The sequence below is a fragment of the Rhizobium sp. A22-96 genome (assembly GCF_053521805.1).
The window spans coordinates 39,966-66,796 of sequence record NZ_JBNWDQ010000012.1 but is presented as its reverse complement, the minus strand read 5'-3'; the positions used below and the strand labels follow the sequence as shown (position 1 = coordinate 66,796).

Below are 26,831 nucleotides of genomic sequence, written 5' to 3'. Positions count from 1 at the left end.
CTGAATTCCCGGCCTATTCCGCAACGACATAGGTATAAAGCCGGATGCGGCCGGATGAATCAATCTCGCGATAAAGCCCCTGAATCTCGACGTCAAAGCCGGGGAAGAGATTGAAGCAGGTTTCGAACATCTTGAGATAATCGAGCATGGGCTTTGCTTCATCCGTCAGACGTTCGCCCGGCACGATGGTGGCGATACCAGGCGGATAGACGACGAAGGGTGTGGTCGCGATGCGGCCGGCGATGGCGTCGATCGGCAGATAGTCGACATCGTTGCGCACCAGGCAGCGTGCAGCGTCATGCGGCGACAGCGCGATCGGCGGCAGGTGAGCAGCGGAAAACTGCATCGTCTGCAGCGCGCTGACATTGGCCTGGCGGAAGAAACTATGCATTTCCGTGCACAGATCGCGCAGTCGCACACCCGCATAGCGGCTTGGCCGGCGGCGATAGAATTCCGGGATTACCTCCTCCAGCAGCGCATTGTCGTCGTAGAGCTTCTTGAAGGCGACGAGGCCGCTGATCAGGGTGCCGGCCTTGCTGGCCTCGACCCCGGGGGTCAGCAGGAACAGCAGCGAATTGAGGTCGTTCTTTTCCGCCACGATTCGGTTTTCGCGCAGATACTGCGCGACGACGGGGGCTGGGATGCCATGCTCGGTATATTGGCCGGTTGCCCGGTCAAAGCCGGGGGTGAGGAGCGTGAGCTTGTTCGGGTCCGTCATGGCAAAGCCCGGCTCCATGCCTGAAAAGCCGTGCCATGCCGCGCCGGGCGTCAGGTGCCAGAAGGCCGGATTGGTGGCGAGCTGGTCGGTGGCGACGCTCTCCCAAGGCACATCATGCACCGCGCCGGGGCTCGATACATCCGGGATCGCCACGCGATCCGGCACGAAAGGTTCGAAGAACCAACGACGCTCCGGGCGGTGTTCCTTCTCTTCGAACTCGCGGCGCACGGCACGGATCTTCTTGCGCAGTTCGATGCCGAGGCGGATCGTGTCGTCCCAGAGCACTTCGCCGGAACGCCCCTTCATCATCTGCGCGCCGACGTCGAGCGAGGCAAACAGCGGATAGAAGGGCGAGGTCGAGGCGTGCTGCATGAAGCTTTCGTTGAAGCGGCGATGCTCGACGCGGCGCTTCTGACCGGTGATATGCCGGTCCTTCATGTGGATCTGGGAGGCCTGCGAGAAGCTCGCCAGCTGCTTGTGGGTGGATTGCGTGGCGATGATACCAGGCGCATCGGGGCCGAGATCGGCAAGGCCCATGGCAAAGCGCCCGGCATAGAGCGGATGAAACTTCATGAAGCCGGCCCAGGCCTCGTCGAAGAGGATATAGTCGCACAGATGTCCGATGCGCTTCAAGATCATCTCGGCATTGTGGATCGTGCCGTCATAGGTGCATTGTTCCACCACCGCGACGCGGAACGGGCGCGGCTTCTTATAGGCCTCGGGGTCCTTCACCAGCGGGTGCGTGCGGATGCGTTCCCGTAAGGCCTCTTCGTCCATCGCCGCGAAATCCATGGGACCGATCAGTCCGTGGACGTTGCGGATGGTCGGCAGGTAAACGGGAATGCCGCCGGAGATCATCAAGGCGCCATGATGGGCGGCCTTGTGATTGTTGCGATCGAACAGCACGAGATCGCCGTCCGTCACCAGCGCTGAAAGCGCAACCTTGTTGGAAGTGGAGGTGCCGTTGAGGACGAAATAGGTCTTTTCCGCGCCAAAGATCTTCGCCGCTTCCTTCTGCGCAGCCAGCGCAGGGCCCTCGTGGGTCAGGAGATCGCCGAGGTCGAGCACGGAATTGTCGAGGTCGTCGCGGAACACTGCTTCGCCGAGATGCTCCATGAAGACACGGCCGATGGGGCTGCGGCTGTAGAAGATGCCGCCATTATGTCCCGGGCAGGTCCAGAGATGGTTGCCCTCTTCGGCATAATCCACCAGCGCGCCGAAAAACGGCGTTTTCAGCGTCTCGGCATATTGCTTGAGCCGGCTGATGAGGCTCTTGGCGATGAAGGCAGGCGTTTCCTCGGACAGGAAGACATAGCCGTCAATGAAATCGAGCACTTCTACCGGCACATCCTCGAAGCGCTTGCGGCGGATCAGCAGAATGATCGGGAATTCAAGGCCGCGCCGGCGCATGAGGTTGATGAGCGAGGCCGTCTTGCCCTCAAGCCCCTTCTTGCCCCAGTCGACCAGCATGCAGCCGATGGCGGCGTCCGTTTGCACGGCAATTTCCGCATCCTCGAGATTGCGCGCGCGCACCACTTCGAAGCCGGAGCGTTCGATTTCCTCGACGATCTGATTGTAGCGGGCGCCCTCCAGATCCTCGCTGTCGAAAGCCGGCGTTGCGAATAGAAAGTTGAAACGTCTGAAATAATCCATCTGGGTATCCGCTCCTGATCCGGCACGAGGTGTCGACGCATTTCATGACATGGTTGTGACAGAGTACCTCATGTCCGAAGCATCTGTGCAGAATGGCATTTTGCCGTTCATGTAGAGCGCTTGCGCAACCTAGGGAATGGTGAGGCGACAACAGGGCTTGGCTTGTATCATTCCGACGAAATACTGGCGGTAACCGGATCGAGCGGCAGATGGAAGAGACAGCAAATTCCCGTCGATTGCAGGCTTTACAGATGGTTATTTCAACGCTGTTGTGAAAAATAGAACACTAATTCCATAGGCTATATTGGAATAGAGGGGCCGCTCCGATACCCTCGACAAGCATTCGGTTTTCGAGGAATTTCAATGACGATCGCAGCCAATTTCAAGGCGTTCACTCTCGCCGTCGGCCTGTCGTTGCTTGCTTCATCGGTCGCGTTTTCGGCCGATGAGGGCAAGCCCGTACAGGGCGGCACGCTGATTTATCTGGAGCAGCAGGCCCATACCAATCTCTATCCACCGGCCGGCGGGTTCTATCCGAATGGCGGTATCCTGAACCAGATCACCGACAAGCTGACCTACCAGAACCCGAAGACGCTGCAGATCGAGCCATGGATCGCCGAATCCTGGACCATCAACGACAAGGGAACGGAATACACCTTCAAGATCCGCAAGGGCGTGAGCTTCTCCGACGGAACGCCCGTCGATGCCAATGCCGTTGCCAAGAACTACGATACGTTCGGCCTCGGCAATAAGGATCTGAAGCTGCCGGTCTCCGAAGTGCTCAACAATTACGATCACAGCGAAGTCGTCGATCCCTACACGGTCAAGTTCTATTTCAAGAAACCTTCGCCCGGCTTCCTGCAGGGCACCTCGGTCATCGGCTCCGGTCTCGTCTCCTTGAAGACGCTGGCGCTGCCTTTCGATCAGCTTGGCGATGCGACGAAGATCGTCGGCTCCGGCCCCTTCGTCGTCGAAAGCGAAACGCTCGGCAAGCAGCTCTCTTTGAAGGCGCGCGCGGACTATAATTGGGGTCCGGCCAAGCTCGAGCATCAGGGCAGAGCCTATCTCGACGGCATCAAATATATCATCACCGGCGAAGACAGCGTGCGCATCGGTGCGCTGCTTTCCGGTCAGGCCGATTTCATCCGCCAGCTTCAGGCCTACGACGAAAAGCAGGTCAGCGATCAGAGCTTCGCGATCTATGCCGCGCCGACGCGTGGCGTGAACGACAGCGTCGCCTTCCGGCCGGACAATCCGCTCGTCGCGGATATCAAGGTGCGTCAGGCGTTGCTGCACGCCACCGACAGCAAGGAAATCGTCGATACCTTGTTTTCTGCCAATTATCCGCAGGCAAAGTCGGTGATCTCGTCAGCTGCCGCCGGCTATCAGGATCTGTCTTCGAAGCTCACCCACGATCAGGCGCTTGCTGAAAAGCTGCTCGACGAGGCAGGCTGGAAGAAGGGTGCCGACGGTTTGCGCCAGAAGGACGGAAAGCCGTTGTCGCTGGCCGTCTATGAATCCCTGCCGCAGCCGCAGAACAAGGGGGTGCTTCAGCTCGTCGCCCAGCAATGGGCGAAGATCGGCGTCAAGCTTCAGGTGCTCGCTGGAACCTCCGGCAATCTGGTCACGGACAATGTCGACCCGGCAAAGACGCCGCTTGTGGTCGCCGAAGTGGGCCGCGCAGATCCAGACGTCATCAAGAGCCAGTTCTACGCGAAGAACCGCGATGCTCTTCTTCAGAAGGGTGGCCTCAACCCGAAGGCAGTTTTCGCCGACGACAAGCTGAACGGACTGCTGGAAGCAATCGCCTCGGAAACGGATAGCGACAAGCGCTTGGCCGCGGCAAAGGCAGCGCAAGAATATCTGCTGGATGCGGCCTATGTCATCCCGTTCTTCGAAGAGCCGCAGGTCTTTGCGGGTGCACCTTACGTCAAGGGCGTAGCTTTCGAGGCTGTGGGCCGGCCTTCCTTCTACAGCGTTTGGCTCGCAGCGCACTGAGCATGTCTGCAGCCCGGCCGTTGGGCGGGCTGCATCTTCATAACGACAGGCAATCGCCATGACGAAATACATCTTATCGAGGATTGGACAGGCTTTGCTCGTCCTGTGGGCGGCATTTACCGTTTCGTTCGTGCTGCTGCAATCGATGCCGGGCGACGCCGTGCTCATTAAGTTTCAGAGCCCGGATTTCGGCCTGAGCCCGGAGCAACTGGCTGATATAAGAGCAGCCTATGGTGCCGACGGATCTCTGCTGCAACAGTATGGCCATTCGATATGGAATTTCCTGTCGGGCAATTTCGGTTATTCGCTGCAGGCGGGTGTTGCGGTGAGTTCGCAGCTTGCAGTCAGTCTCCCGTCGACGTTGCTGTTAGCCGGCTTCAGTTTCCTGCTTGCGGTCATCCTGGCTGTCGTCATCGCCATCCTTGCTAATGTCTCCGGCTTCGGCTGGCTGCGCGGCCTCGTGCAATCGCTGCCGTCGCTGTTCATATCCGTGCCGACCTTCTGGCTCGGCATCATGTTCATCCAGATCTTCTCGTTCCGCCTGCGGCTCGTCCCGGTGATCGATCCCGGTCCGTGGCAGGGATTGATCCTGCCCATCCTGACCGTCGCCATTCCGATCTCCGCCCCGCTTGCGCAGATACTCCTTCGAAACATCGATGAAGTACTGACGCGTCCCTTCATCTCGGTGGCGCGCGCCAAGGGCGCTTCGCATGGACAAGTGCTCTGGCGCCATGTTGCCAAGAATACGCTTCTGCCGGTGCTGACGGTGGCGGGCCTGCTTTTCGGTGAATTGATCGCCGGCGCTGTCATTACCGAGACGGTATTTGGGCTGAATGGGATCGGCAGCCTGACGAAGCAGGCGGTCGACAGTGAGGATGTTGCCGTCCTGCAGGCCATCGTCGTCATCTCGGCGGCGGCCTTCGTCACCATCAACCTGATCGTCGACCTGCTCTATCCGATCCTCGATCCGCGCCTGAAAGCAAAGCTTGGAGGTAGGTGATGACAAGTTTTGATGCAGCGCACTATCACGACTCAGCTAATCATGCCGACACGAGCGATGCGCTGCCGGTGCAGCAGCCTCGCGGGGAAGGCAAACGGCTTGCCCGCGGATTTCCCTTTCGCGTTCGGCCGGGCCTGCTTCTCGCGATCCTCATCGTCGCCGTGGCCGTCCTGTGGGCGCTCATTCCCGGCGCGTTTACGAGCTATAGTCCGGTCGAAGGCCTGCCCGGCCAGCATTTGAAGGCCCCAAGCGCCGCTCATCTTCTCGGCACCGATTCGCTCGGGCGCGATCTCTACGCACGCATCATTTATGGCTCCATTCATTCGCTGTCGGGAGCGCTTGCCGCGGTCGGCATTGCGCTCGTGGTCGGTACTGTACTGGGTGTGCTGGCAGGCTCGCTCGGTGGCTGGACAGAAACGGTGATCATGAGGATCGTCGACGTGCTGCTGTCGATCCCGGACCTGTTGCTGTCGCTCAGCATCATCGTTCTGCTTGGTTTCGGCACCGTCAATGCCGCGATTGCCGTCGGCTGCACGCTGATTGCCAAATTCGCGCGGCTGGTCCGATCGGAGGTCGTGACGGTCCGCAGGAGCGAATATGTCGAGGCGGCCTTTGGCAGCGGCGGCACTTTTTCCAGGGTGCTGTGGCGCCATATCCTGCCGAATTCGCTGACCTCGGTGATCGCTTTTGCCGCGCTGCAATCCGGCTGGGCCATTCTTCAGCTGTCGACGCTCGGCTTCCTCGGTTACGGCGCGCCGCCGCCCACGCCGGAATGGGGCCTGCTGATTGCGGAGGGGCGAAACTATATCGCCACCGCCTGGTGGCTGACGACCGCACCCGGCTTCGTCGTCGTGCTTGTGGTGATCTCGATCAATCGCATCAGCCGTTCGCTTGCGGAGGTGGGCAAATGACCTATTTCGCATCGGAAGGAACGAATGATCTTGGCACGCCGGTTCTGGATATTTCCGGCCTGACGATTGCCTATCGTGACCGCAGCGGTTCACGCACGGCCGTTCATGGTATCGACTTCACCGTCAATCCCGGTGAAGTCGTCGCTCTTGTCGGCGAATCCGGCTCCGGCAAGAGTTCGACGGCACAGGCGATCATCGGCCTCCTGCCGCAGAACGGGCATCTGGAAAGCGGCCGGATCAGGCTCAACGGCCAGGATATTGCCCGTTGGCCACAGAAGCGGCTCGATTCGATCCGCGGCTCCGTCGTCAGTCTTGTGCCGCAGGATCCCGGTAATTCCCTCAACCCGGTAAGGACGATCGGCGAGCAGGTGGCCGAAGTCCTCACCATTCACCGCCGTGCGCCGCGTGCAGTCGCCTATGTGCAGGCCATCGAATTGCTGGAGCGCGTCGGTCTTAGCCAGCCCGCACTTCGCGCCAGGCAGTATCCGCATGAGCTCTCCGGCGGCATGCGTCAGCGTGTCCTGATCGCGATTGCCATTGCCCTCAAGCCATCGCTGATCATCGCCGACGAGCCGACCAGCGCGCTCGACGTCACAGTGCAGCGCCATATTCTCGATCTGATCGACGATCTGCGCCGGGAGTATGGGGCGGCGGTTCTTCTGGTCACGCATGATCTCGGCGTCGCGGCCGATCGGTCGGACCGGCTCGTTGTTCTGCAAAATGGCCGTATCCAGGAGCAGGGGCGCACCGTCGAGCTGCTGAGAAACCCGCAAAGCGCCTATACGCGCCGGCTGCTTGCCGATGCCCCGTCATTGAACGCTGCGCCGCAACGGACTTCGGCGCGTCCGGCTGAAACGTCACCCGCACGGGAAGACGATATCGTCGTCGTCGAAGGGCTGGTGCAGGAATTTGGCATTGGCGGCAAGGATACAGGTTTCAGGGCTCTCGACGACGTGTCCTTTCGCGTCACACGGGGCACGACGCATGCGATTGTCGGCGAATCCGGTTCGGGCAAGACGACTGCCATTCGCATCGTCTCCGCGTTCCAGCGCCCAACGGCGGGAAGGGTCGTGATCGACGGGCTAGATCTTGCATCCCTGCGTGGCGAGACCCTGCGGCTTTTCCGCAAGAAGATTCAGCTGGTCTATCAAAACCCCTTCGGCTCGCTCGATCCACGCCAGACCATATCGTCGATTGTGGAAGAACCGCTGCTGAACTTCGATCCGCAGCCACGGACGCAGAGATTGGAACGGGTTACGGCCGTCATCGAGAAGGTCGGATTGCCCGCCGATGTCCTGCAACGGCGTCCGCATGCCCTTTCGGGCGGCCAGCGACAGCGCGTTGCGATTGCCCGGGCGCTTGTCCTTGATCCGCAGATCCTGGTTCTCGACGAAGCCGTCTCCGCACTCGACGTGACGGTTCAGGCGCAGATCCTTTCGCTGCTTGAAGGTCTCCAGCGAGAGCTGGGGCTGACCTATATCTTCGTCTCGCATGATCTTGCCGTGGTGCGCCAGATTGCCGATACCGTCTCCGTTCTGCAGAACGGCAAGCTGGTCGAAGACGGCCTTGTCGACGAGGTTTTCGGCAATCCGCGCAGCGCCTATACCCGTGAGCTGATCGAGGCCATTCCGGGCAAAAAATATTCGATCGCTATTCGCCAGCCCCCAAGCAATGCAGGATAATTCCATGAGCACGTCGGCTTTACCAAAACGACTGGGCTTCTTCAGCCGTATTCTCGATCAGACGGATGCGGCTGAGCGCTACCGCCTCGTCACCGAGCAGATCATCCATGCCGAGGCGCAGGGTTTTGACAGCGCCTGGGTGGCACAGCACCATTTCAATGGCGACGAAGGCGGTCTGCCGGCGCCGCTGGTCTTTCTGGCGGGGCTTGCCTCGCGCACCTCGCGCATCCGGCTAGGGACGGGCGTCATCACGCTGCCGATGGAAAATCCCGTTCGTGTCGCGGAAGATACCGCTGTACTCGACCTTATGCTCGGCGGGCGCCTGGAGGTCGGTTTCGGCACGGGCGGCACGCCGCAGGCTTTCCTGCCGTTTGGGATCGAGAGCGCCGAAAGGGGGCCGGTCTATGGCAAATATCTGGCACTCGTTCGCGATGCATGGGCCGGACAGGAGCTTGCCGGCGGCAATCGGCTCTATCCGACCGCGCCGCATCTTGCCGAAAGGGTTTGGCAGGCAACCTTCTCCGTCGGCGGTGGTGAACGGGCTGGCCGCGAGGGCGATGGCCTGATGCTGTCACGCACACAGCCACGACCCGACGATGCGCCCGATACCGAACTTTGGGATCTGCAGAATCCGATCATCGATGCCTATTTCGCTGCTCTGCCAAAGGGCCGTGCGCCACGGATTCTCGGCTCGCGCAGCCTTTTCGTCGCCGACGATCGCAAGGAGGCACTCCGGTTTGCCGATATCGGCTTGCGGCGGAGTGCCGAACGCTTTGCCGCAAGCGGCTTCACCGTTCGTGGCGATACGACCGCCGATCTGATCAAGGCTTTCGATGTGCATGTCGGCACACCCGAGGATGTGATCGCGTCCTTGAGTGCGGATACAGCACTGTCGCGGGTGACGGACCTTGTCTTCCAGGTGCATTCCGTCGATCCGCCGCACGCCCATATTCTCCGGTCCCTCGAGCTGATCGCGCAGAAGGTCGCTCCGGCGCTCGGCTGGGCGCCGCAACCATTTGCAGGCAAGGGTCCGCAGCTTGCGGCCTCCGCATGAAACGCAATTCATAAAGAGAAGGTATGTCCATGACCTCGTCAACAACTGACGTCATCGATCTTCTGGCTGATATCCGTGAGGGCTCCTCGCTCTACGCCTTGAGAACGGCCAGACCGCAAACGCGCGACAACGCTCAGAGAAGCTATGAGGCGCTTTTCGAGCCAGACCATCAGGGTGATGTAAGCCGCACGGAGCGCTTTGCCCTGGCGACTTTCATCGCCGACCTGCACAGCGCTGGCAACGTTGAGCAGTTCTATCAGGCCGCACTGGAGGAGGTTGCCAAATCTGCGTCACTGGTCGCGGCCGTCAAGGCGGAAGCGGAGGGCGGACGCACGGTCGGACCCTATGGGCATTATCCGGCCGGGCCTCTTTCCATCGAGGATCGTACTGGGCTGATCTTCCATGTGTCGGAAGCGGGGCGCTCGGCTCTCGGGGCCAAGCTCTCGGCTGCTCTGGAACATGCGCATCTCCTCGTCTATCGCCCGCGCGAGGCGAGCGCCGAGGCGCTGCAGCGGCTTCTGGATGCCGGCTGGACGACGACGGGTGTGGTGACGCTGTCGCAAATCACAGCGTTTCTCTCGTTTCAAATCAGGGTCGTGGCCGGGCTGAGTGCATTGGCTGCCGCCGGTGCCGCGCAGGCTGTCTCCGCCTAATCGCAGAAAGGATCGTTTCCTATGACCGATACCGTCATCCATCCCGCCATCGAAGATCGCCCCAATGCCTTCACGCAGAAGGAGATTGGCTGGACGCCCTGGCTCAATCCGCTTGCCGAAGACGAATTGACCGATCGCCATTGGCGCGGGCTTGTCGACGCGTCGCGCGCCAAGTCGCCCTACTTCATGCTGCTGGCACGCGATCCGGAGATCCTAGAGGCACGCACGAAGACCGACAAGGATATCTTCTACAACGTCGAGGCCGGGCTGCAGCGCGCCGAACGCGAGCTCGCCGCGACCGCTGCATCGCGCACGAATGGTTGCATATTCTGCGCCTCCGTCCACTCCCGCTTTGCTTCTCATCACTCGAAGCGGACGGAAGATGTGCAACGCCTGCTCGACGAGGGCACCGGCGCCGATCTCGGCAGCCGCTGGAATGCGATCGTATCGTCTTCGGTCGCGCTGACGGAAACACCGTCGCTATTCGGCGCCGATGATATCGGCAAATTGCGGAACGAAGGACTAAGCGACCTCGAGATCGCCGACGTCATCCACGGGGCTGCCTTCTTCAATTGGGCAAACCGGTTGATGCTCTCCCTCGGAGAGCCGTTGCCGGCTCAATAGGCCGAGGCAACGAGCCGGCATTTCCCTCGAAGAACGGCTAGAGTTAGCCGGCCTTCGGGTAGAACCACGCATAGCCGAAATGATACCGATCCGGGTCGCTTCCGTAATAGAAGGGAAGGGCGATATCGTTTTGGACGGGCATTTGCACAGTGGTGCCGAATTTCGCCGTAAGCCAATCTTTCAAGCTGTCGGGCATGGCAGATTGGCGTCCATCACGCTCGTTCCAGACCAGCAGGACCGGCCCGTTTCCGATGGCCTGGCGGCTAAGATCCGATCCCGGATATTCCGCCGAGATCACTGCTGTATTCGGCATGTTCACGCGGATATTGCCGGCTTTGAGCCAAGTCGTCGCCACCACGGCAACCGGCCGCTTGCCGTCTGCGAGGGCCACGGCGTTCACGAAGCTCGCATAGGGCGTGTTCAGATGTTCATATGATTTGAACAGCTTCGGGAACAGAACGCCGCCGGCTATGATGATCGGCAGTGCGACTGCCATGACCAGGGGCAGGTAAAAGGACCTCTTCAAATCCGCTGGGTTTTGTTCTCCCGCAGCTTCGAGCTTCAGGCAGAAATAGAGCGGCAGCAGAAACAGAAACGGCAGCAGCCATCGGTCGCGAAATTCCGTGAGCGTCGTGACGACGATCAAGGCCAGCAATATCGCTGCCGTGCTCAGGAATATGGTTCCGACGAAATCACTCCATTGGCTTCTCGAGCGTAGCGATCGCAGAAACGACCGGCGAAAGGTCAGGAAAAAGACCACGGTCGTCGGGGCGGCGATTGCCACGCTGGTTTTAATCAACTCGATGACGCCATTGGCGATATCGGAAAGTTTGCCACCCGCTCCCCGTTCCGACATGGTCTGCACGGTCGTGGCCAAAACCCGGTCCATGTTGGATATCATCCACAGCGCATGCGGCAGGAACACCAGAATCGCGATTGCGGGGGCCAGAAGGAAGCGCCTGTCCAGCAGTCTCTTCCGACCCTCCGGATGACAGAGGACGGCCACGAAAACGCTGATGATGATAAGGGCAAAGTTGTACTTGGTGAGCATTCCGAGCCCGGCCCAAAGGCCGATCATCGCATAGGAACCCAATGTCGGCCGACGGATGGTCGTCACCACGAAGTAGATGAACAGGACGACGGCGAGCAGCGTGCCGACCGTATGCGTCAGGTCCCTCTGCGCCTGCCAGAACATCTGGGGCATGGTTAGCAGAGACAAGGTGGCAAGCGCCGCCAGTCTTTTGTCGTTGAGGAGCTGTTTCGCCAGTCCATGATAGGCCAGATAGACCAGGAAAAGCAGTAGGTTTTTCAATATGGCAAGCGACGCAACGCTGGTGCCGAAGATCTCGAACACGCCATACTGGACCCAATTGTAAAGCGGCGGCTGGGCATCATATCCCCAGGCCAACCATTGCCCGACCACGAATTGCTGGGCCTCGTCGATCCGCACGGAACTCGAAATGGAAATGCGAATGGCGGCCTGTACGCAGAAATATACGGCGAATACCCAATCCACCCACCTGAAGTCGGAAAACAACCGCTCGCTCGTCGCCGACTTAATTCGGTCAAACATTTGCGAAAAATTGTTCTGCGCGAGAGCCTTCATTCAATTCTCCGTACCGCTGTCAATATCTTGTCAGCGTCCTGTCATTTCGTTCATGGCAAACGGTGGTCTACGCTTCCAAGGAAGACGTTACCATGACGTTTTGGCTGTCTGCGGAATATTTCCAAGGCGGAATGCCTGAAAACCACCCAAATCGACAGGGTGTGTAGCCATTCTATGACACCCTGTTGAGCGCTGGCTTTCTCCATGGCAGCGGCCTGGTGCTTATAACAGCATGGCAATCCCAGCCCTATAAAGAAAATCGGGGAGCCCTGCGGTATTGTGTCCTGCGGGCACCAATTGTTCAATGTGCGATCGTGAACAGCTCCATCGCATCGGCCAAACCTTTCAGCCGCTGCGGCCCGATCGAAACCGCATTTGAGATCTGCGCCTTCTCGCGGAAGGATTCGGACATCAGGAGCGCTTCACCCCTTTCGCTGCAGATGCCCTGGATACGGCTGACGACGTTGACATCGGGCCCGATCAGCGTGAAATCCAGTCGGCTGCCCGAGCCGACATTACCGTAGCTGACCTCGCCGTAATGTAGCGCGATCCCCGCCTTGACACGAATGCCGTCATAGTCGAAGCGCTCCACTTCATTGAGGATCGCTTCCGCCGATGATAGCGCGGCATGGCAGGCTCCGGGTGGATCAATCCCTGGGAAGAAGGCGAGAACGGCATCGCCCATGAACTTCAGCACTTCGCCGCCTTCCCGCGTGATCGCGGGCACGACCTTATCGAAATAGGCGTTCAACAGGCCAAGAACTGTGTTGCCGGGCAGCCGGTTGGACAATTCGGTGAAGCCGCGCAGGTCGCAGAGCAGAAGTGCTGCCTCCATGGATTCGATTTCGCCGCGGCGGATATGTCCGGCAAGGATCCGGCTCGCCGTCATGGGGCCGATATAGGTGTCGAGCAGGCTGAGCTCGCATTGCCGCAGGACACGCAGCTCGCACGTATTGCGCAATGCCGGCAGGATGCGCTCGATTACTTGCTGCTCGATGGGGGTGAAGCCACCTTGGCGGCGCGTGCCGAAGACGGCCGTGCTGATCGGTCCGTCTGCATTGCACAGCGGCGCGATGATCAGCTGCACCAGTCCGCGGCCGGAAAAAATGTCGATATGCTGCCAGGGGCCATAGGGGCTTTCGCCGGGGCCGACGATCAATGGCTCGCGCATTCCCTGCACCTTGAGCAGTGGCGTATTGGCAAAAGCCAGGCGTGAGCCATGTTCCCGGTCATGAACCTCGATCGGCTCGCCCGGCGCCCAGGCAAAGGTGCGGCCGATAAAATCGGGATGCAGCGTCGTCAGATGCAGGGTTAATCGGTCGACGGGAAGGCCGAGTGCCCGCAGGCGGCGTCCAAGCCCGAAAACGAGGCCGGCTTCGTCGAGGGCGTGGCACTCATCGCCTGTCAGCCATTCGACGAGGGTAAGGGTTGCTGCGGAGTTGATGCCAGCATGGGGGGCTTTGGGGTTCGGCGTTGCAGCTTCAGGCAGGTCTAGCAGCATGGTCATGATTATCTCCTCCTGTTTTGGGTGCCGCGCCTAGTGCGCACCGGCACCCGAGAGATGACCGGATTTCTTGAGGAACAGACTGGCAAGCAGAGCGACCCCCAGAGCGACGCCCAGCAGGAAGAACGTGTCGCTGAAGGCCATGATATTGGCCTGCTTGCGCAGGCTGGAGGCAATGGCGACGATTGCCTTGTGGGTGGCAAGCGCCTGGTCGCTGACACCATGATTCATGAAATAGGTGGTCAGTCTGGCGACCCGGTCGCGGGTGGCGTCTTCGAACATAGAGACCGAGTTCGTCAAGATATTTGAGTGGAACTGCTCGCGCTTGGTGAGAAAGGTCTGCAGTGCCGCGATGCCGACTGCGCCGCCGAGGTTGCGCATCATGTTGAAGAGTGCGGAGGCCGAGCCGGCATTTTCCTGCTCGATGCCGGCGGTGGCGATTGCAGTGAGCGGGGTGAAGGCGAGTGCCTGGCCGACGGCGCGAACGATGTTCGGCCAGAAGAGCTGATCGCTGGCATAATCGCCTGTCATGTAGATGTTCATGAAGTTCGAGGCAGCGAAGAGCGCAAAGCCGACGATGATCAGCAGGCGGGCGTCGAAACGCTTCATCAGCCGCGGCACCAGCGGGATCAGGAGCAGCTGGGGAATGCCGGTCCAGGCGAGTACCATGCCGATCTGCTCGGAATTGTAGCCTTGAATGCGGGTCAGATAGATCGGCAGGATAAAGACGGAACCATAGAGCGCGATGCCCATCAGGAAGTTGGCGAGGATGCCGAAGCCGAAATTGCGACGCACCAGCAGGCGCAGGTTCAGCAACGGATGGGCGGCCCGCAGCTCGATGATAAGGAAGAGCGTCAGCGACACGACGGCGATGACCGACAGGCGGACGATGAACGGCGAACCGAACCAGTCGTCCTTGTTGCCTTCTTCCAGCACCGTCTGCAGCGCGGCAAGGCCGACCGCCATGGTGATGATCCCTGGCCAGTCGCCCTTGGCGAGCAGCGAGAGGTTCATCGGCGCACGGTCGAGCGAAGCCCACAGCATGCCGACCATCAGGATGCCGGGCACCAGATTGACGTAGAAGATGTATTCCCAGCCCCAGCTTTCGGTGAGGTAGCCGCCGATGGTGGGACCGATTGCCGGGGCAAAGGTTGCCGATAGGGCAAAGAGCGCAAGGCCCATCGGTTGTTTCGCCTTCGGCAGCATCGTGATGATGATGGTGAATGCCATCGGAATGAGCACGCCGCCGGAGAACCCTTGGATTGCGCGCAGGATGATCATCTGCTGCAGGTTTGCGGCAAAGGCGCAGGCGACCGAGAAGAGCAGAAAGAGGATAGCATTGGTCAGCAGATAAATGCGGACTGAAAAGACGCGTGCAAGCCAGGCGCTGAGCGGGATGACGACGATCTCGGCGATCAGATAGGAGGTCGAGATCCAGCCGCCGTCATCCGTTCCGGCGCCGATCGCGCCCTGGATGTCGGCAAGCGAAGCGTTGACGATCTGGATGTTCAAGACCGCCATGAAGGCGCCGAGCGTCGAGCCGATCACGGCGGTCCACATGCGCAACGGCGTCATCGCAGGTCTGGCCGCGGGCGCGACCGAATTGTTGTTTGCGGCAATCTGAAGAGTGGCCATGACGCTTCTCCTTCCGGCTTATGCCGAAATAATCTCATGACAATGTTGAGGTGATAATCGACGAAGGAAGGGAAGGATCATCCAGCCTGGCCGGATAATCCCTCCGCTTTGGCAGTCGATGTCTGGGCGGCCTTGGTGTCGATTTCAGGCTCGACCGACATGCCGGACCGCAGCAGGCCGGCGAGATGTTCGTCATCGATGACGATCTTCACCGGGATGCGCTGAACGATCTTGGTAAAATTGCCGGTGGCATTATCCGGCGGCAACAGCGAGAATTCCAGGCCGCTTGCCGGCGAGAGGCTGTCGACATGGCCCTTGATGGCGACGTCGGGGAAGCTGTCGACCTTGATCTCGACCGACTGGCCGGGGCGCACATAGGTCAGCTGCGTTTCCTTGAAATTGGCGACGACATAGACCGAGTGCAGCGGTACCACCGCCATCAGCTGCGTGCCCGAGGTGACGTACTGGCCGACACGGATCGAGCGGGCACCGACCGTGCCATCGACGGCGGCGACGATATCCGTGTAGGAGAGGTTGAGTTCGGCCTGCTGCAATGCTGCCGCGGCACGATCACGCTGGGCGGCAGCCTGATCGCGCTGTGTCTGCAGCACCGGCACCTTGTTCTGGGCCGCGACAAGTGCTGCCTGATCCCGTTCGACTGCGGCGGCTGCCTGCTTGCTGGCCGATTGCGTTTCTTCTGCGCGCGATTGCGTGCCGGCACCATTGCTGATCAGGCGCGCCTGGCGGGCGGCGTCGGACTGTGCGTAGTCGAGGGAAGCCTGCGAGGCATCGATCGTTGCCTTGGCCTGCCCGATCAGCGACTGCTGCAGAAGGATCTGCGCATCGATATTGGCGATGGCCGCGTCCGCGGCCTTGAGATCAGCCTTCGCCTGCGAAAGCGCGGCCTGGAAGTCGCGATCGTCGATGCGGGCAAGCACCTGGCCGGCCTTGACCGTATCATTGTCGTTGACCAGGACGTCCTTGATATAACCGGCGACCTTTGGGGCGATGGCGGTGTAATCGGCCTTCACATACGCGTCGTCAGTGGACTCGATGAAGCGGCCGACCGTCCAGTAGTGATAGCCGTAATCGGCGCCCAGAGCGACGCCGGCCAGCAAAGCGGCAACGAGCAATCCGCGCTTGATGAGCTTGCGGCCCGTCCCGGGAGCCTTCGTGGCCGCAGGGGTTGTCGCCTCGGCGGGTGGTGCCTGCGGCGCTTCGGCAGCGGGGGATTTTGCCACCTCTCCCGCAGGAACAGCCTCGGCCTGGCTCGCGTTTTTGAAAGCCTCGTTGCGGGGTAGTTCGACCATGTGTCCGTCTCCTTAAACATCGCAGCCCTTTCATGAGGGCCTTTTTGATGCCATGAAGATGCGTCCGAACGGTCCTTCTGATAATCTCCTCAAATCGGGAAGGATCATCAACTCACAGCGGATAATCCGAGGGTTACATGGATCGGCTGACCAGCCTCACAGTCTTTGGCCGGGTGGTGGAATGCGGCGGCTTTTCCGCCGCCGCCCGCCGGCTCAACATGTCCGTCACCATGGTGGGCAATCACGTACAATCGCTCGAGGACCGCCTCGGCGTGCGGCTTTTGAACCGCACCACGCGCAAGGTGAGCCTCACGGAGACCGGCAAATATTATTATGAACGCTCCGCACAGATCCTTGCCGATCTGGAGGAGGCCGATCAGGCGGCCGGTGCGCTCTCGACCACGCCACGCGGCACGCTGAAGATCCATTCCAACACGGCGATCGTGCGCTTCCTCGTGCCTGTCATCAGCGAGTTCATGGCCCTCTACCCGCTGATTTCGATCGATTTCGGCGTCAACGAGCGCATGATTGACATGGTCGAAGAGGGTTACGATCTCGCCATCCGCACGGTATCGCCGCCGGATTCGACACTGGTCGTGCGCAAGCTCACACCCTGGCGTCACATGCTGGTCTGCTCGCCGGCCTATCGCGATGCACATCCCATGCCGAAAACACCGGCTGAGCTCGCCGAGCACAATTGCCTGCAATATTCCTATTATCCCTATGGCGACGAATGGCGCTTCGAGGATGCCGAGGGGAGGCAGCAAAGCGTCAAGATCTCCGGCAATGTCGTCTCCAACAGCCCCGAGATGCTTCGCTATCTGCTGGCGAACGCACAGGGCATCTTTCTTGCCCCGAGCTTCATCGTTTTCGAGGAGGTCGCCGCCGGCCGCCTCATCCGCATGCTGCCGGACTACCGCCCCGTAGAGTTCACCATCAACGCAATCTACCCCAACCGCAGCCACCTGCCGACCAAGGTACGGCTGTTCATCGATCTCCTGGTGGAGCGCTTCGCCGAACATCGCAAATGGATGAGCTGAGCAGTGCGGCCTTCTGCCGCCACCCGCAATCTCGCTTGCCAACAGGGCGGGAGAGCGATGTATTCACGAACGGTGCCCATGGTGACTGGAAGGAAACAAATGACTCGCGAGCCTGAAGCCAACGCCGCGGATTTGTCGGTTGATGATGAGTTTTTCGCGCTGCTGACGGGCAGCTTTCATCGCATCGTCGGGACAACGCTCGCCCATGAGGGGCTTGGAGCGGAGTGGCTCTATCACGACGCTCCTTTCGTTGTTCTGGCCCACAATACGGACGCCGACCCGCGCTTCGTCTATGCCAACAAAGCCGGCCAGAACTGCTTCGAATATCCTTGGGACGAATTCATAACGCTGCCCTCGCGCCTTTCGGCGGAGCTTCCCAATCGCGAGGAACGTCAGCGGCTCTTGGATGCGGTGACGCGCAATGGCTTTATTTCCGATTATCGCGGGGTGAGGATCGCCAAATCCGGGCGGCGCTTCTGGATCGAAGACGGCATTGTTTGGCAGCTCATCGACAAGGATGGCAATCGGCGCGGCCAGGCGGCGACCTTTTCCAGATGGACCGACGTCTAACTTTTATGCCTTCAATAACGGCATCGCCAATACGATCGTCACCACCAATAGCCTATCCACCATGGTCTCCCGGGCGCCAATCCGGGAGATGATCGGTTTAGCAGCGAGGATCAGGCTTTCGAGGGGATGCGGGCGATGACCTTGATCTCGAAATCGAATCCCGCGAGCCAGTTGACGCCGATCGCGGTCCAGTTCGGGTAGGGCGGCTTGCCGAAAATCGTCTGTTTGACGCCCATGATGGTTGGGAACTGGTTTTCGGGGTCGGTGTGGAATGTCGTCACATCGACGATATCGTCAAAGGTGCAGCCTGCTGCATCCAGCGTCGCCTTGAGATTTGCGAAAGCGAGCTGGACCTGGCGTTCGAAATCCGGCTCTGGCGTGCCGTCGGAGCGGCTGCCGACCTGTCCGGATACGAAAAGCAGGTCACCGGACCGGATGGCGGCCGAATAGCCATGTTCTTCGTAAAGTGCGTGTCTGTTTGCAGGAAAAATTGCTTCGCGTTGGGTCATGCTGGGTCTTTCTTCATCGTCGTTGGCTGGAGCCGGTGAGACCAGTCGAGGGCTTCACAAGTTGCGGCATTATTTGATATACGGTGCGTATGTAGGATTATTCAGATACGGATCGTATGTCAAGTTCATATACGATGCGTATGTGAAAATGAGGATGAGATGCCGGAACGTCGCGTCGATACGATGGAAAAGAACCGCGTGAAGCTGATTGCGGCTGCGCGAAAAGCCTTCGCCGAAAAGGGATATTCGGCAGCGTCGATGGACGAGATAACAGCCGATGTCAGCCTGACGCGGGGCGCTCTCTACCATAATTTCGGAGACAAGCGCGGGCTTCTTGCCGCCGTCGTGGAACAGATCGACTCGGAGATGGCTTCACGCGCCCAGGAGGTCGGCGCCAGGGCGGGCGATGATTGGCAGGGCCTGCTTGCAGAGGGCGCAGCCTATATCGAGATGGCGCTCGATCCCGAAGTCCAGCGCATCGTTCTGCTCGATGGCCCTGCGGTGCTGGGTGATCCGTCGCAATGGCCGAGCCAGAGCAGCTGCCTTCAGGCAACCAGGCGGACGGTGGAGGGCCTGATTGCGCGGGGAATTCTCAAACCGGTCGATGCGGAAGCCGCTGCCCGACTTCTCGGCGGGGCTGCCCTTAATGCCGCTCTCTGGATCGCCGCGAGCGACGATCCGCAGAAGGTTCTGCCGAGAGCGGTCGATGCATTCCACGCCATGGCTGCGGGCCTGCTCGTCAAGCCTGCATGAGCCGCCAGTCCGCTATCGTGTCGTCCAGCCGCCGTCCAGAACCAGATTGGCGCCGGCCATGAAGGAGGATTCGCTGCTGGCCAGAAACAGCGCGGCATTCGCGCATTCTTCGGGAGTGCCAAGCCGGTTGAGGATCATTCGCCGCTCGAAACTTTGCCTCATCCCTTCGGGGTCGTCGCTGGCCAGGAACACATCCTCCAGCAACTTCGTCGAGACCGGGCCGGGGCAAAGGCAATTGACGCGAATGCCTTCGGGGCCGTGATCGATGGCCATGGCCTTGCTCAGCATCACCACGCCGCCCTTGGAGGCGCAATAGGCAGCCACATTGGCTTCTCCGACGAGGCCGAGTTCGGAGGCGACGTTGACGATGACGCCGCCCGATTGCCTCATCGCCGGGATAGCCGCCTTCGAGCACAGGAAGACGCCCTTGAGGTTTACCCTCATCAGCCGATCCCATTCATCCTCCGTCGTCGTGGTCACCGGCTTGTAGAACTCGATGCCGGCATTGTTGACGAGCACATCGATCCGCCCGTGCTCGCTCACCACCGCATCGACCATGCTTCGAACCTCGCGCTCGGAGCCGACATCCGTCTTGCAAAAGCGCGCTTTGTTTGGTCCTATCGCGGACAGTGAGGCAGCTTCCTGTGTCGCATCGCCGATGTCGGCAATGATCACATGTGCGCCTTCGCGTGCGAACTTTTCTGCAATGGCAAAACCTATTCCTCTTTGGCCGCCGGTAACGACCGCAACCTTGTCTTGCAATCTCATCAGGATTCTCCCAAATGCTGTATTGGATCGCGTGGTGCTAACATGGCGGATAATGGCCCTCAAGGAGGTCGATGCGGCTTGAGCGCAGCGGCGCTTGATGAAGACAACAATCGAAACGCAACCGAGCCCGGGCTGAGTCTCGCAAACAACGGCTTCGGCTCCGGGTTCCGCAATGGGAGACTTGCATGACAAAGACAGCACCTTCGGGATTGCCCGGCCTTCTCGGACAGGAGCATACTGGGATTACCGTTCCCGATCTCGATGAGGCGCTGGACTTTTTTGTGCGCATCCTCGGCTGCAAACATGCCTATACGTTCGGCCCGATCTGCGATGAGGAGGGCGACTTCATGCAGCAAGCGCTTGGCACCCATCCCCGCGCCCGCATCCGACGCGCCGCGCTCATCCGCATCGGCCACGGCTCCAATCTGGAGCTTTTCGAATATGAGGCGCCAGACCAGCGCCGCCTCGACCAGAAGAACAGTGATATCGGCGCCTTCCATGTCGGGCTCTATGTCGAGGATATTCACGCAGCCAAGGCCTATCTTGACGCTGAGGGCATTGTGACCCGTCTCGGCCCGCTTCCCATCACCGAGGGGCCGAATGCCGGGCAGAGCATTCTCTATTTCCAGTCGCCCTGGGGCATGCAGCTTGAAGTGATCAGCTATCCCGACGGCATGGCCTATGAAAAGACGGCTGAAACAGTTCTCTGGTCGCCGAAATTTCCCGCGAATTGATGGTCGGGAGAGGGGTGGCGCAGCGTGTTACCGGCATTGGAAACACGATCAAAGGTCGGGCAGAACCGCCTGTATGTGATTGCCCAAGGCCTTCGCGGCTGAGGACGGCCGCGCCTCAGCATATTCGAGCGCTATGCCGATCGTCGGGAGCGACGGCAGGCCGGCCGTGATGATGTGAAGATCCGGCGGCACGGCCGTTCTCGTCAGCACGCTGATCGCATGGCCGGATCGCGCAATGGCGATGAGCCCGGCCAGGCTGTTGCTGGCAAAGGCGACCCTGTAGCGCCGGTTGATTGCCTCCATCGCATCGCATGCCGCCCGATAGTCCAGCGTCGTCGGCGCCGATAGCGCCAGAGGCAGGTTAGGGTGGTCGAGAATATCCGGTTCAGGCGCGTTTCCGACCCATACGAACTCCTCCCTTCGCAGCACATCGCTATTGGCCACGTCAGCGATGGATATGAGTGCCACGTCGATCTGTCGGCGAGTGAGCAGCGGCCGCAATTCGGTGGTCGGCGCGCAGACCATGCGCAATTCGACATCCGGGTGGCGGGCAAAAAAGCTCCTGAGAACACCGGGCAGGAACGCGATCGAGTAGTCCTCAGGACAGCCGAGGCTGACCGAACCCCTCAAGGCTGTTCCATCCATATCGGCGAGGATGTCGTCGTGCCTGGCAAGGAGAAATTCCGCATGTGCCAGCAGCTTCTCACCCGCTGCCGTCAGGCGCACGCCTGATCCGCTGCGATGAAGGAGCGCCTGTCCGATTTGATCTTCGAGCCGTTGCATCTGCATGCTCAGTGTCGATTGGGTTCGCCCTACCTGCAAGGAGGCAAGGCTGATCGAACCCGTTCGGGCAATGATGGCGAAGTTTCTGAGCAGGGTGAGATCGAGATCACGCATGTTATCAATTTTCTCAATATCCGAGTAGAAGAATATCAATTTGCCTGAAATGGCAAGTCTCGCTAGCCATAGGATGACCGCTAACGAGGAGCCGTATGATGTCGCTGAATTCCGATCCTGCATTCTGGGCGTCCGCCAACAAGCATCTCACGCGATATGGCCCCAGCTTCGAAACCATTATCGTCGAAAGGGCGGAGGGCAGCTTCGTCTATGATGCCGACGGGCGTGCCATCCTCGATTTCACCTCCGGTCAGATGAGCGGTGTTCTCGGCCACACGCATCCCGACATCGTGGCAACCGTCGACCGGCAGATGCGGACAGTGGCCCATCTCTTCAGTGGCATGTTGTCCCGGCCGGTTGTCGATCTGGCAACGCGCCTGGCGGCACTCGCGCCGGGGCTCGATCGGGTGCAGCTCCTGACGACTGGCGCCGAAGCAAACGAAGCTGCCATCCGCATGGCGAAGCTGGTTACCGGCGGCTACGAGATCGTCGCTTTCGCACAGAGCTGGCACGGCATGACAGGGGCGGCGGCCTCGGCGACCTATAGTGCCGGCCGTCGCGGCTACGGCCCTGCCGCCGTCGGCTCGCTGGTGATCCCGGCACCCAATTCTTATCGTCCGCGTTTCACGCATCCGGATGGAAGCAATGACTGGCAGACGGAACTCGACGATGCCTTTTCGTTGATCGACCGCCAGTCGACGGGCAATCTCGCGGCCTTCATCGCCGAGCCGATCCTGTCGAGCGGCGGCATTCTCGAACTGCCGCCGGGTTACCTGGCGGTTCTCAAGCGCAAGTGCGAAGAGCGCGGCATGTTGCTGATCCTCGATGAGGCACAGACGGGGGTCGGGCGAACCGGGCACATGTTCGCATTCCAGCGTGACGGCGTGACGCCGGATATTCTCACCTTGTCGAAGACATTGGGGGCGGGGCTGCCGCTTGCCGCCGTCATGACGACCGGTGACATCGAAGAGAAGGCGCATGAAAGGGGCTTCCTGTTCTATACGACCCATGTGTCCGATCCGCTGCCGGCAGCCGTCGGCTTGACCGTGCTCGACGTGGTCGAGCGGGACGGTCTTGTCGGACAGGCGATCACGCGAGGCGAGCGCCTGCGAAATGGTCTTTCGTTGCTGCAGCAGCGGTTCGAATGCGTTGGAGACGTGCGCGGCCGCGGCCTTCTTCTTGGGCTTGAGATCGTCGCCGACCGCCAGACGAAAGCGCCCGGCTTCGAGCTCGGGGCCAGGGTGATGGAGGAAGCTATGCTGCGGGGTCTCAGCATGAACATCGTGAAGCTTCCGGGCATGGGCGGTGTGTTCCGCATCGCCCCGCCGCTGACGGTTTCGGATGCGGAGATTGATCTGGGAATAGTGATCATGTCGGATGCGATTGCCGCCGTTACCAAGGCTGCCTGAACACTGGCAAATGCACAGGCCAGTTGCTCCATAGCGACGGAGCTGAACCGGCATCCCCGCCGAGCGGTCTAAACAGGGTAGACCGCTCGGGCAGTGGCGCGGGAAGAGCGAACGGTAAATGGCGTCGGGTATAAAACATATCGGTTGATTTCCGACCGAATCGGTCTATATCGTCTTTTATGCCGCCGCTTCATGGTGGGGTGGCTGTGATCGATTGTCATTATCCGAAGGAAAACACGTGAAATCTCGCGCAACTCTCTCCGTGTCTTCACTGTAGCTTTCTACAAATCGCCATCTGCGTGATGGTCAGCTCATTGAGTTCTCATAAGCGCTAGCCGCCTTGGCTCGAAAGCCTTGTCGGATGGGCTTTTTGCGAGCTCAATTTGGCTGCCATCGGTAAGCGATAACGCACATCAACAGGAATGGACCATCGACGGCCTTAACACGCTGCCGGTGCGACCGGATATCTGCGCCTTCCATCCGGCCTTCACGAAACCCGGGGTTCAGACTACCTCGGCATTGAACCCCGCACCAGACAAAGCATCCCAATTTCAACCCGTTCAGGACCGACCAAAGCAAATGAAACCAGTGCTCGCTTCCCTACTCGTAACCGCCATCTTGCTATCCGGCTGCCAATCGTCCCAGCAGTCGCTGGATAGCGCCTATGCCAGCTGCGACCGCATCGGGCTGCGCCCTGGAACGATGGAATATCGCCGCTGCACGCAGAACATATATGCGGAAAACCGTCAGAAGGCAGATCAGGCCGCAGCGGCAGTTGCGGTTGGTGTCGCGGCTGGAGCGGTCGGGGCCTATGCGATTTCCGAAGCGTCGAAGAAGAAGGACAGGAAGGACCGCGATCGGTATTACCCGGACCGTGGCCGCCGGTACTACTATGACGACTATTCCAGGCGCCCCGCCTCCCCGGTGTATGAGACAAGGCCTGCCTGGTAATCTCTGGTAGTAGCCGGATGGTGAGGTTGTTTTCCGACGCATCCGGCACGCCTTGCGCAGACGCCATCAAGGCAGCATGGAAGCAACAGGAAATAGCGGCAATCAGTGGAACTATGCGCCGCTAGGCCTCCCGGCTTACGCTGCGTCATTTTCGGAATGACGTAACGCCCTCAATAGGACGCGATCTGACTTGTCCCGAAATCCGGCTCAACACCAAGGATCGGCGCCGCGCGGCTGATGATGTCGTGAACCATCGGCGCGGCAGTCTCAGCGGCGAGGTTCAGGTGGTTCACCCCTGTCAGCGGTTGGTCGATGAAGGCCAGGACCACATATTTCGGGTCTGCCATGGGGAAGGCGGCCAGGAAGGAGTTGAAGCTGAGCTTATGCGAATAGACGCCGTGGATCACCTTGTTTGCCGTGCCCGTCTTTCCGCCGACATGATAGCCGGGGACGTCGGCAGACCGACCGGTGCCCTGCTCGCCATTCAGCTTAAACAGATATCGGATGGTGTCGCTGGTGCTCTTCTTGACGATGATCGTTTCCGTTTTTTCCGCCTCTTCCTGCGTGCGCGGAAGGAAGGTGGGCTCGATCAGCTTGCCGCCATCAATAAGGGCTGCGCCGGCAACGGCGGTCTGCATCGGCGTGGTGGCGACGCCGTGGCCGAACGCTATGGTTATGGAGTTGAGCTTCTTCCAAACCTTCGGTTGGCTCGGCGTTTTCACCTCAGGCAGTTCGGTCTGCATCTTCGACAACAGTCCGAAGCGGGTCAGATAGGCCTTCTGGCTGACCATGCCCACCTTGTCCATCATCTTGGCCGTGCCGATGTTGGACGAATAGCGGAAGATTTCCGGGATCGACAGGACGCGCCGCGGCACGTCGCGGTCATCATGGATGATGAAGCCGCCATAATGCAGAGGAGCGCTGGCGTCGAAGGTGTCCGATAGCTTGACCGTACCCGTATCAATGGCGAGCGCGATCGAGAAGGTCTTAAACACCGAGCCCATCTCGTCGGTGCCATTTGACATGCGGTTCAGCCAGCCCTTGTCGCCGTCCGCCTGCGGATCGTTCGGGTCGAAATCGGGGGCCGAGGCCATGGCCAGTACTTCGCCGGTGTGAATGTCTAGAATGACGGCGCCGGCCGCCTGGCTCTCGTACCGACCGATCGCATCCGACACCACGTCGTGGACGATATTCTGAACGCGCAGGTCGACTGAAAGCCGGACCGGCTGCAGCGTATCCTGGCTCGTCAGGCCCGTGGAATCGAGGTCCGACAAGCCCTGCGTGTCGAGATACTTCTCCATTCCGGCCACGCCATGATTGTCGATATCGACATAGCCGAGGATGTGAGCGGCCGTGCGGCCGCCGGGGTAGAAACGCTTGACCTCCGGCCGGAAGCCGATCGCCGGAATGCCGAGCGCCAGGATTTCGCTCTGCTGCTTCGGCGTCAATTGGCGGCGCAACCACGCGAAGTGCGAACGGTGGTCGGCGAGCTTCTTGTAAAGGGATTTACGGTCTATATCAGGAAAGACCTGGGCTATCTTTTCCACCGCCTCGTCCGCATCGACCACGCGGTTGGGTTCGGCGAACATCGAGACTGTGCGAATATCGGTCGCGAGCAATTCGCCGTTTCGATCGACGATATCGGGGCGAGCAGCAGTCGCATGTTCGGGCGGAATCGACGAGGTCTCGTCCCTTGGCGCCATGCCGAAGAAAGTCAGCCTTGCAAAGACCACGATGTAGACCATCACAAGTACGCCGCCGAGCATCACAATGCGCGCTTTTGCAAGCTTGCTGTGACCCGCAGCATTCACGGGAGGGCGCCGTTGCGAGCCTGGGCCGAAGGTAAGCCTGACCAGGCGACCGCTGTTTACGCTTAGAGCGTGGATGATCGACATTACCGACTTCATTCGCGAAAATGGAAAAGCGGGGGCGCCTTTCGAACACGAATTTATAGGGTCAAGATGGTTAACAAGAGGCTAATCCCAAGCCTTTCCATCCCCCTCGCGTAAGATGTCCGCCGGGTGCTCTTCTCCGACATGGATGAAGAGCACTGCGTTCGGTCAGGCGGGCAAGCCGACCCCGGAAATATCGGCACATATCGATAAAAGCCGGTCCTGCAAGGCCGGGTCAGAGGCCTGCGGGTTCGCCGGCATGCGTTTCAGGTGGTAGAAATACTGCCCCGTCACATCGGCGTCCGGCCTGTCTCCCGCCGCAAGCCAGGCCTGGGTGCGATGGGCCTGATCCATATCGTCTGGTGCCGCCGAACCGCCCATCTTCGTCGGCACCCAGCCGGGCTCCAGCGAATTCGCACAGACATCCGGCCATAGGCGGGCCATCGCGAAGGCGAGGATGGTGTCGTGCAGCTTGCTTTCCGCATAGGCTGAGGAACCGTTCCAGCGGCGCGTCTTCCAGAGAATATCATCCAGATTGGCATCGGCACGGTGATGCATTCCGGAGCTCAGATAGACGAGACGCTTCGGCCGCTCGATCAGCGCCGTGAGAATATAGGCCGACAGTGTATTGATCGCAAAGACATGCGGAAGACCATCGGCAGTCAGGTGGTGGACCTCACGGTAGCCGACGGCGGCGTTATGAATGACGGCATCGAACCGGCCGAGCGCGTTGACTTCGGTGGCGACATTCTTGGCGCCGGCGATGGTTTCAAGGTCACCGATGACGACGGCCTCCGCTGTGGGCAGTGCTCGCCTGGTCTCTTCGGCACGGGCGGCGTTGCGGGCGTGCAGAACGACCTGATGGCCCTGTTCCGCGAGAAGTTCGCCAGCCATCAGGCCGAGGCCTTTGGACGATCCGGAAATGAAGATACGTGACATGAGAATGCTCCGTTGTTCAAT

The 26,831-nt window shown here is 60.1% G+C and carries 23 protein-coding genes; 13 read left to right on the top strand and 10 right to left on the bottom strand.

Annotation, left to right across the window (positions count from 1 at the left end; all coding sequences use genetic code 11):
- Positions 1-13: 13 nt before the first annotated feature.
- Positions 14-2,371, bottom strand: a complete 2,358-nt coding sequence (locus ACQZ6F_RS33230) for an Orn/Lys/Arg family decarboxylase (protein WP_449096242.1) — start codon at positions 2,369-2,371, stop codon at positions 14-16.
- Positions 2,372-2,734: 363 nt separating this feature from the next.
- Between ACQZ6F_RS33230 and ACQZ6F_RS33225 the strand changes: the two genes are divergently transcribed.
- Genes ACQZ6F_RS33225 through ACQZ6F_RS33195 form a run of 7 tightly spaced genes read left to right on the top strand, consistent with a single transcriptional unit; the run spans position 2,735 to position 10,293 of the window.
- The gene (locus ACQZ6F_RS33225; protein WP_449096243.1) at positions 2,735-4,369 is read left to right on the top strand and encodes a TIGR04028 family ABC transporter substrate-binding protein; all 1,635 of its coding nucleotides are present in this window, start codon (positions 2,735-2,737) and stop codon (positions 4,367-4,369) included.
- A gap of 58 nt (positions 4,370-4,427) precedes the next feature.
- Positions 4,428-5,369, top strand: a complete 942-nt coding sequence (locus ACQZ6F_RS33220) for an ABC transporter permease (RefSeq protein WP_449096244.1) — start codon at positions 4,428-4,430, stop codon at positions 5,367-5,369.
- Positions 5,369-6,280 (top strand): ABC transporter permease, encoded by a 912-nt coding sequence (locus ACQZ6F_RS33215; protein WP_449096245.1) that lies wholly within the window; start codon positions 5,369-5,371, stop codon positions 6,278-6,280. The genes ACQZ6F_RS33220 and ACQZ6F_RS33215 overlap by 1 nt, the downstream gene beginning before the upstream one ends.
- The gene (locus ACQZ6F_RS33210) at positions 6,277-7,962 is read left to right on the top strand and encodes a dipeptide ABC transporter ATP-binding protein (protein WP_449096246.1); all 1,686 of its coding nucleotides are present in this window, start codon (positions 6,277-6,279) and stop codon (positions 7,960-7,962) included. Before ACQZ6F_RS33215 ends, ACQZ6F_RS33210 begins: the two co-directional genes overlap by 4 nt.
- 4 nt (positions 7,963-7,966) lie before the next feature.
- Positions 7,967-9,016, top strand: a complete 1,050-nt coding sequence (locus ACQZ6F_RS33205; RefSeq protein ID WP_449096247.1) for a putative FMN-dependent luciferase-like monooxygenase — start codon at positions 7,967-7,969, stop codon at positions 9,014-9,016.
- A 29-nt stretch (positions 9,017-9,045) separates the two neighbouring features.
- Positions 9,046-9,669 carry a CMD domain protein gene (locus ACQZ6F_RS33200; protein ID WP_449096248.1) on the top strand — a complete coding sequence of 208 codons (624 nt, stop codon included), beginning with the start codon at positions 9,046-9,048 and terminating at the stop codon, positions 9,667-9,669.
- Positions 9,670-9,690: 21 nt separating this feature from the next.
- Complete coding sequence (locus ACQZ6F_RS33195) at positions 9,691-10,293, top strand: alkylhydroperoxidase domain protein (protein ID WP_449096249.1); 603 nt, start codon at positions 9,691-9,693, stop codon at positions 10,291-10,293.
- Between the two features lie 43 nt (positions 10,294-10,336).
- On the opposite strand, the gene ACQZ6F_RS33190 is transcribed toward ACQZ6F_RS33195, so the two are convergent.
- The 4 genes from ACQZ6F_RS33190 to ACQZ6F_RS33175 form a co-directional block, all read right to left on the bottom strand.
- The gene (locus tag ACQZ6F_RS33190; protein WP_449096250.1) at positions 10,337-11,899 is read right to left on the bottom strand and encodes a glycosyltransferase family 39 protein; all 1,563 of its coding nucleotides are present in this window, start codon (positions 11,897-11,899) and stop codon (positions 10,337-10,339) included.
- Between the two features lie 301 nt (positions 11,900-12,200).
- Positions 12,201-13,406: an adenylate/guanylate cyclase domain-containing protein gene (locus tag ACQZ6F_RS33185; RefSeq protein ID WP_449096251.1), complete on the bottom strand. Its 1,206-nt coding sequence runs from the start codon at positions 13,404-13,406 to the stop codon at positions 12,201-12,203.
- Positions 13,407-13,436: 30 nt separating this feature from the next.
- Entirely contained in the window at positions 13,437-15,038 is a 1,602-nt protein-coding gene (locus ACQZ6F_RS33180) for an MDR family MFS transporter (protein ID WP_077471013.1), read from the bottom strand.
- Between the two features lie 77 nt (positions 15,039-15,115).
- Positions 15,116-16,348, bottom strand: a complete 1,233-nt coding sequence (locus tag ACQZ6F_RS33175) for an HlyD family secretion protein (protein WP_077471012.1) — start codon at positions 16,346-16,348, stop codon at positions 15,116-15,118.
- A gap of 137 nt (positions 16,349-16,485) precedes the next feature.
- On the opposite strand from ACQZ6F_RS33175, the gene ACQZ6F_RS33170 reads away from it, so the two are divergent.
- Positions 16,486-17,388: a LysR family transcriptional regulator gene (locus tag ACQZ6F_RS33170; protein ID WP_077471011.1), complete on the top strand. Its 903-nt coding sequence runs from the start codon at positions 16,486-16,488 to the stop codon at positions 17,386-17,388.
- 99 nt (positions 17,389-17,487) lie between these two features.
- The gene (locus ACQZ6F_RS33165; protein WP_449096252.1) at positions 17,488-17,958 is read left to right on the top strand and encodes an MEKHLA domain-containing protein; all 471 of its coding nucleotides are present in this window, start codon (positions 17,488-17,490) and stop codon (positions 17,956-17,958) included.
- Positions 17,959-18,068: 110 nt separating this feature from the next.
- On the opposite strand, the gene ACQZ6F_RS33160 is transcribed toward ACQZ6F_RS33165, so the two are convergent.
- Entirely contained in the window at positions 18,069-18,467 is a 399-nt protein-coding gene (locus ACQZ6F_RS33160; RefSeq protein WP_449096253.1) for a RidA family protein, read from the bottom strand.
- A 159-nt stretch (positions 18,468-18,626) separates the two neighbouring features.
- Between ACQZ6F_RS33160 and ACQZ6F_RS33155 the strand changes: the two genes are divergently transcribed.
- Positions 18,627-19,220, top strand: a complete 594-nt coding sequence (locus ACQZ6F_RS33155) for a TetR/AcrR family transcriptional regulator (RefSeq protein ID WP_449096254.1) — start codon at positions 18,627-18,629, stop codon at positions 19,218-19,220.
- 12 nt (positions 19,221-19,232) lie between these two features.
- On the opposite strand, the gene ACQZ6F_RS33150 is transcribed toward ACQZ6F_RS33155, so the two are convergent.
- The gene (locus tag ACQZ6F_RS33150; protein ID WP_449096255.1) at positions 19,233-19,988 is read right to left on the bottom strand and encodes an SDR family NAD(P)-dependent oxidoreductase; all 756 of its coding nucleotides are present in this window, start codon (positions 19,986-19,988) and stop codon (positions 19,233-19,235) included.
- Between the two features lie 185 nt (positions 19,989-20,173).
- Here ACQZ6F_RS33150 and ACQZ6F_RS33145 point away from each other — a divergent pair, with 185 nt between their 5' ends.
- Complete coding sequence (locus tag ACQZ6F_RS33145; RefSeq protein WP_077471007.1) at positions 20,174-20,722, top strand: VOC family protein; 549 nt, start codon at positions 20,174-20,176, stop codon at positions 20,720-20,722.
- Between the two features lie 48 nt (positions 20,723-20,770).
- On the opposite strand, the gene ACQZ6F_RS33140 is transcribed toward ACQZ6F_RS33145, so the two are convergent.
- Positions 20,771-21,619 carry a LysR substrate-binding domain-containing protein gene (locus ACQZ6F_RS33140; RefSeq protein ID WP_449096256.1) on the bottom strand — a complete coding sequence of 283 codons (849 nt, stop codon included), beginning with the start codon at positions 21,617-21,619 and terminating at the stop codon, positions 20,771-20,773.
- A gap of 98 nt (positions 21,620-21,717) precedes the next feature.
- Here ACQZ6F_RS33140 and ACQZ6F_RS33135 point away from each other — a divergent pair, with 98 nt between their 5' ends.
- Positions 21,718-23,028, top strand: a complete 1,311-nt coding sequence (locus tag ACQZ6F_RS33135; protein WP_449096257.1) for an aspartate aminotransferase family protein — start codon at positions 21,718-21,720, stop codon at positions 23,026-23,028.
- A 579-nt stretch (positions 23,029-23,607) separates the two neighbouring features.
- Positions 23,608-23,979: a hypothetical protein gene (locus tag ACQZ6F_RS33130; RefSeq protein ID WP_449096258.1), complete on the top strand. Its 372-nt coding sequence runs from the start codon at positions 23,608-23,610 to the stop codon at positions 23,977-23,979.
- Positions 23,980-24,149: 170 nt separating this feature from the next.
- Here the strand turns inward: ACQZ6F_RS33130 and ACQZ6F_RS33125 are convergent, their stop codons facing one another.
- Both ACQZ6F_RS33125 and ACQZ6F_RS33120 read right to left on the bottom strand, forming a co-directional pair.
- Positions 24,150-25,874 carry a peptidoglycan D,D-transpeptidase FtsI family protein gene (locus ACQZ6F_RS33125; RefSeq protein ID WP_449096259.1) on the bottom strand — a complete coding sequence of 575 codons (1,725 nt, stop codon included), beginning with the start codon at positions 25,872-25,874 and terminating at the stop codon, positions 24,150-24,152.
- A gap of 165 nt (positions 25,875-26,039) precedes the next feature.
- Positions 26,040-26,810, bottom strand: coding sequence for an SDR family NAD(P)-dependent oxidoreductase (locus ACQZ6F_RS33120; protein WP_449096260.1), 771 nt, complete (start codon positions 26,808-26,810; stop codon positions 26,040-26,042).
- Positions 26,811-26,831: the final 21 nt, after the last annotated feature.